Below are 4,610 nucleotides of genomic sequence, written 5' to 3' on the forward strand. Positions count from 1 at the left end.
GTTGACGTCGGCGCCGGCGTCGCGGGCGGCGGCGGCCAGCGCATAGGAGTTGACGTCGTAGACCTGACCGGGCCCCGGGGTCCGGTCGACGTCGACGAGTTCGCCACCGACCGAGATGACGGACAGCCGGGGCCGGGGATGGACGAGCACCTTGTCGCGTCCCACCGCGGCCAGCAAACCCACATGGGCAGCGCCGATGATGGTGCCTGCACGGACTGCGACGTCGCCGGGCTGCACGTCGTCACCGGCGCGGCGCACGTAGTCGCCGGAGCGGACCGGTTTGTAGATCTTGACGCGGGCTCGGCCGCCGTCGGTGCGGTCGAGCGGGAGGACGGCGTCGGCGAGCGTCGGGAGCGGAGCACCCGTGTCGACCTTGACCGCCTGACGGGGCTGCAGCCGGATCGGCTGCCGTGAACCCGCCGTGACCTCACCGACCACGGGAAGGGACAGTTCCACGGGAGCACCGTCGTCGTCCCGGAGGTCGGTTCCGGCAGCCTGGACGTCGACGCTACGGACGGCGTAACCGTCGATGGCGGCCTGGTCGAACCCGGGCAGCGGCCGCTCGGTGACCACTTCTTCGGCACACAGCAGCCCCTGGGCTTCGGAGATCGCCACACGGACCGGCCGCGGCGCCACCGCGGCCGCGGTCACGATCGTCTGTTGCTCCTCGACCGACCGCAAGTTCTTGCCTCCCGAGCTTCTAGGATTCCGTCCGCTTCAATCGGTCGATCAGCCATTCGCGCAACGACGGGCCGTACTCTTCCATGTCCAACGCAAAGTCAACCGCAGCGCGGAGGTAGCCGCCGGGATTTCCGAGATCGTGTCTCGTGCCTCGGTGCACGACGACGTGAACGGGGTGGCCTTCCTTGATGAGGAGGGCGATGGCGTCGGTGAGCTGGAGTTCGCCGCCGGCGCCGGGCTCGATTTGCCGCAGCGCATCGAAGATCGCGCGGTCGAGGAGGTAGCGGCCTGCCGCCGCGAACGTGGACGGGGCGTCCTCGATGGCCGGCTTCTCGACCATGCCGGTGACCTTGAGGACGTCCGGGTTGACGGCGTCGGGCACCGTCTCGACCTCGAAGACGCCGTACGCGCTCACCTGGTCCTTGGGGACGTCGATGGCGCAGAGGACGGTGCCGCCGCGCTTGCGACGGACCCGGGACATCGTCTCGAGCACTCCGCGCGGCATCACGAGGTCGTCCGGGAGGAGTACGGCGATGGCGTCCTCGTCGTCGTCGAGGACCGACTCCGCGCAGCCGACCGCGTGACCGAGGCCGAGGGGCTGGTCCTGGACGACGGACTCCACCTCGAGCAGGCCGGGAGCCTTGCGCACCTTTTCGAGCAGGTGGTACTTGCCGCTGGCCTCGAGCTTGCTCTCGAGGACGAGGTCTTCGACGAAGTGGGCGACCACTCCGTCCTTACCGGGCGACGTGACGATCACGAGCCGGCCGGCACCCGAATCGGCGGCTTCCCCGGCCACGAGTTCGATACCTGGGGTATCGACGACCGGGAGCAGCTCTTTCGGCACGGTCTTGGTCGCGGGGAGGAATCGCGTCCCCATTCCCGCTGCGGGCACGACAGCCGTGCGAAAGGCGCTGGCGGTGTGCGGGGCGGCGTCTGTCATGCCCACACCTTAACTGTGCGGACCTACCAGTCAGTCACCAAGATCCTGTCAGCTACCTCCGGGAACCCGTCGGAGACGCTCTCGGGCCGGCTCTAAGGTTGGGCCATGCACGCACGAACGAAGGACGAGTGGCGGCAGTTGGTGCTCACCGGGCGGCGCGCGCTGACCCCTGAACTCCGCACCGCCGAAGACCAGGCGATTGTCACGCTCGTCACACGGGAAGTCGCCGGCGGATCGACCGTCTGCGCCTACGTCCCCACCGCGCTCGAGCCCGGGTCGCTGGACTTCCTCGACGCCCTCCGACGGGTCGCCGGACGCGTCCTCGTACCCGTCACCCGCGGTCCCGGCCCGCTCTACTGGTCCGAGTTCACGGGCGCGGACGGTCTCGCCGACGCGAGTTACGGCCTGCGCGAGCCCACCGGGCCGGTGCAGGAACCCGACGAGATCCGTTCGGCCGATACCATTTTCGTTCCCGCACTGGCCGTCGATCGACGGGGCGTGCGACTCGGCCGCGGCGCAGGTTTCTACGACCGGACTCTCGGGCTCGCCGCCCTCGGCGCACGGCTGATCACGGTGGTCCGTGACGAGGAACTGGTGTCCGAACTGCCGGAGGATCCCCACGACGTACGGATGGGATGGGCTCTCACCCCCGGCTCGGGACTCGTCGCACTCGGCGAACAACGGGGAACGGACGGTTCGGAATAGTTCTCTGATTAGCGTTGTTGGCACTGTCGACTGTAGAGTGCTAAAACCTGCGGTTTGACTACACAGTGCGGAGGAACCCAGTGCCCACTTACTCATATGCGTGCACGGAATGCGACAACCGTTTCGACATCGTCCAGTCGTTCAGCGATAACTCCCTGACCGTCTGCCCCGCATGCTCGGGCAAGCTTCGCAAGCTGTTCAACTCCGTCGGCATCGTTTTCAAGGGCAGCGGTTTCTACCGCACCGACAGCCGTGGAACGTCCGGAGCGGCCAGCGAGCCGGCCAAGACCGATTCCGCTCCCGCAGCCAAGTCGGAAAGTTCGGCGACGGCCTCGTCCAGCTCGACGAGCACCGCGACCGCCGCACCGGCCAAGGCTGCTGCCAGCTAGTTCTCGCGCTTCCGCGGGTTATCCACAACTTCTCGTCCATCCACAGGCGGGCCCGTTCGGCGTACCTACGGGCCTGCCGGTCTCCTAGCGTCGAACCATGTCGTTCGACCCTGCCCAGACCGGTCACCGCCGGTCGAACCGCGCCCATCGAAGCCTGAGCCCGTCGTGGGCAGACCGGCTGTCGGATCTCACCCATCCCGGCTGGGCCCGCACCGTCGCCGCCAGACGCGTCCTGGCCGCCGCACTCGTCTGCCTCGCGCTGGCCCTCCTCGCCCGCGGGGATCCCGGCTCCGCCCGCTCCGCGGTCGTGGTGGCCGCACGTGATCTGCAACCCGGAGTCGTCCTCACGGACGCCGACGTGGAACTGGTCGAGTTCGAAGCCGGGAGCCTGCCCGACGGCGCCGTCACCGCCGTGGCCGATGTCGACGGACGCACCCTCGCCGGACCGACTCGCGCCGGTGAAGCCCTCACCGACATCCGGGTACTGGGCCCCCGTCTGGCCGCTGCCGCAGCAGGTATCGACGACGCCCGCATCGTCCCCGTCCGGCTCGCCGACCCGGCCGTCACGGAACTCCTCCGTGAGGGCGATCGCGTTGACGTGCTGACGGTCGATCCCGGCACACCGTCGAATCCGGACCGGCGGTCCGGCGCCACCGTCCTGGCATCCCATGCCGTCGTCGTGCTGGTGACTCCGTCCGAGAACGGACGTGACCAGCGCGAACGGGTAGTGATGCTGGCGCTTCCGGCCTCGGACGCCACGACGGTGGCCGCGGCATCCCTCACGAGCGCGATCACCGTGACCTTTCAGTGACCCGCCGCGCCGCGGGTCACTGATCTAGGCTTTTCCGGGAGACAGTGCTGGATGACTTGCCACCCACTCGAGGAGACGTCGACATGCTCAAGGGATTCAAGGACTTCCTGCTCCGGGGGAACGTCCTCGACCTCGCCGTCGCGGTCGTAGTCGGAGCCGCGTTCACCGCCATCGTCACATCGTTCACCAACAACGTGATCAATCCGTTGATCGCCGTTGCCGGCGGCGCCAACGATCTGGGCTGGGGTTACCAGATCATCGCCGACAACCCGGCCACCTTCATCAACATCGGCGCCGTCATCACGGCCGTCATCAACTTCGTGATCATCGCCGCGGTCGTGTACTTCATTCTCATCGTCCCGGCCAACGCCGCGAAGAAACGGTTCATCACCGAGCCCGCCGACAAGAAGGCCAGCGAGGCCGACCTGCTGATCCAGATCCGCGACATCCTCGAAGCGAGCCTCCAAACCGACGGGGCGACAGCGAGTTCCGACGGAGCGCACGCCATGCCCGCGGAGAAGGCCGCGAAGCTGGAGCAGACCCGCGAATAGCACTTCGACGACTCCGGGCCCGTGCAGCAGCTGCGTGCACGGGCCCGGAGTCATGGATGGAACGAATATCAGCCGAGGCTGAAGGGCTGCCCCCACAGGGTGACGGTGCCGTCGACCGACTCGGTCGAGACCGCAACCTTGACGTAGGAGCGAGCCTGCGCGTAACCGGCGCAACCGGACACACCGAACGTCTCGTCGGAGTACGTGAAGCCACCGCTCTTGCCGGTGAACTTGAAGCTGCTCTTGTGAGCCTCGGCGCCGTAGCTGTCCTCGTATTCGATGTCGAGGATCGGCACGTTGGTGGCCTGGCCGGGTCCGATCGTGATGCCGCTACCGGCACCACCCTCGGCCGGAATCGACGCGGCAGGGCCGCCGGCCGCTGCACCGATGACCTCGGACGGCGTCAGGCTGGCACCGGCTTCACCGTTGACCGAGCCACCGAAGTTCAGCTGGCACGCCACGATGTACCCGGCGTCGATGGTGCCGCCCTTGGCGGTGCCACCGTCGAGGGAGACGTCGATCGTGCCGGACGC

At 68.0% G+C, this 4,610-nt stretch carries 7 protein-coding genes; 4 read left to right on the forward strand and 3 right to left on the reverse strand.

Translation table 11 applies throughout. The features are described from left to right. Both glp and ACFTZB_RS43230 read right to left on the reverse strand, forming a co-directional pair. Positions 1–681 (reverse strand): gephyrin-like molybdotransferase Glp (glp, locus tag ACFTZB_RS43225; RefSeq protein WP_378441778.1); only part of this gene is annotated, 681 nt, incomplete at its 3' end. A 19-nt stretch (positions 682–700) separates the two neighbouring features. Further along, positions 701–1,621 (reverse strand): UTP--glucose-1-phosphate uridylyltransferase, encoded by a 921-nt coding sequence (locus ACFTZB_RS43230; RefSeq protein WP_378441780.1) that lies wholly within the window; start codon positions 1,619–1,621, stop codon positions 701–703. A 105-nt stretch (positions 1,622–1,726) separates the two neighbouring features. Between ACFTZB_RS43230 and ACFTZB_RS43235 the strand changes: the two genes are divergently transcribed. The 4 genes from ACFTZB_RS43235 (at position 1,727) to mscL (ending at position 4,077) form a co-directional block, all read left to right on the forward strand. Next, on the forward strand, positions 1,727–2,326 hold the full coding sequence (locus ACFTZB_RS43235; protein WP_378441782.1) for a 5-formyltetrahydrofolate cyclo-ligase: 600 nt from the start codon (positions 1,727–1,729) through the stop codon (positions 2,324–2,326). An 80-nt stretch (positions 2,327–2,406) separates the two neighbouring features. Beyond that, positions 2,407–2,715: an FmdB family zinc ribbon protein gene (locus ACFTZB_RS43240; protein ID WP_378441785.1), complete on the forward strand. Its 309-nt coding sequence runs from the start codon at positions 2,407–2,409 to the stop codon at positions 2,713–2,715. A gap of 97 nt (positions 2,716–2,812) precedes the next feature. Beyond that, positions 2,813–3,526, forward strand: a complete 714-nt coding sequence (locus ACFTZB_RS43245; protein WP_378441787.1) for an SAF domain-containing protein — start codon at positions 2,813–2,815, stop codon at positions 3,524–3,526. Positions 3,527–3,609: 83 nt separating this feature from the next. Further along, a complete protein-coding gene (gene mscL, locus ACFTZB_RS43250) occupies positions 3,610–4,077 on the forward strand; it encodes a large conductance mechanosensitive channel protein MscL (RefSeq protein WP_378441789.1) in 468 nt (155 codons plus the stop codon). 68 nt (positions 4,078–4,145) lie between these two features. Here the strand turns inward: mscL and ACFTZB_RS43255 are convergent. Beyond that, positions 4,146–4,610: MspA family porin (locus tag ACFTZB_RS43255; RefSeq protein WP_378441791.1), on the reverse strand; the 465-nt coding region annotated here is incomplete at its 5' end.

The sequence above is a fragment of the Rhodococcus sp. NPDC057014 genome (genome assembly GCF_042673295.1).
Lineage (GTDB): Bacteria > Actinomycetota > Actinomycetes > Mycobacteriales > Mycobacteriaceae > Rhodococcus_F.

Coding starts and splice junctions, on each gene's coding strand:
- ACFTZB_RS43245 (WP_378441787.1), top strand. CDS start 2,813: ATGTCGTTCGACCCTGCCCAGACCGGTCACCGCCGGTCGAACCGCGCC.
- mscL (WP_378441789.1), top strand. CDS start 3,610: ATGCTCAAGGGATTCAAGGACTTCCTGCTCCGGGGGAACGTCCTCGAC.
- ACFTZB_RS43230 (WP_378441780.1), bottom strand. CDS start 1,621: ATGACAGACGCCGCCCCGCACACCGCCAGCGCCTTTCGCACGGCTGTC.
- ACFTZB_RS43235 (WP_378441782.1), top strand. CDS start 1,727: ATGCACGCACGAACGAAGGACGAGTGGCGGCAGTTGGTGCTCACCGGG.